Below are 458 nucleotides of genomic sequence, written 5' to 3' on the forward strand. Positions count from 1 at the left end.
CTCTCTGACTGGTGGGCTCAAGTGGACTCGAACCACCGACCTCACGCTTATCAGGCGTGCGCTCTAACCACCTGAGCTATGAGCCCATTTCGTTAGTCTTTCCGGCGTTTCTTGCTATCTCTACCCGTGGTGGAGATGAGGAGGATCGAACTCCTGACCCCCTGCTTGCAAGGCAGGTGCTCTCCCAGCTGAGCTACACCCCCACGTCCTTCGAGACTTCTTTCATTCTCTTTTGAAGATTCCTTTTCGGGATCCTCAAAATTAAACAATGTTCGGTAAATTCAGTAGACTTAAGACTTACTTGCAGTTTTTCTTTGAGTGTCTGCCACACTCTTTATCCGAACCTTGCGGTTCGCTGACTCCATAGAAAGGAGGTGATCCAGCCGCACCTTCCGATACGGCTACCTTGTTACGACTTCACCCCAATCGTCAACCCCACCTTCGGCGGCGTCCTCCTT

2 tRNA genes and 1 rRNA gene are annotated in these 458 nt (G+C 51.5%); all 3 read right to left on the minus strand.

The features are described 5' to 3' along the window. Nucleotides 1-9: 9 nt before the first annotated feature. Nucleotides 10-86: transfer RNA gene (locus H6A12_RS13100), tRNA-Ile, on the minus strand. A gap of 41 nt (nt 87-127) precedes the next feature. Next, nucleotides 128-203 (minus strand) — tRNA-Ala (locus H6A12_RS13105). Between the two features lie 164 nt (nt 204-367). Next, nucleotides 368-458, minus strand: a 16S ribosomal RNA gene (locus H6A12_RS13110); the annotation flags it as partial.

This window comes from Merdimmobilis hominis (assembly GCF_016901855.1).
Taxonomy (GTDB): domain Bacteria; phylum Bacillota; class Clostridia; order Oscillospirales; family Ruminococcaceae; genus Paludihabitans.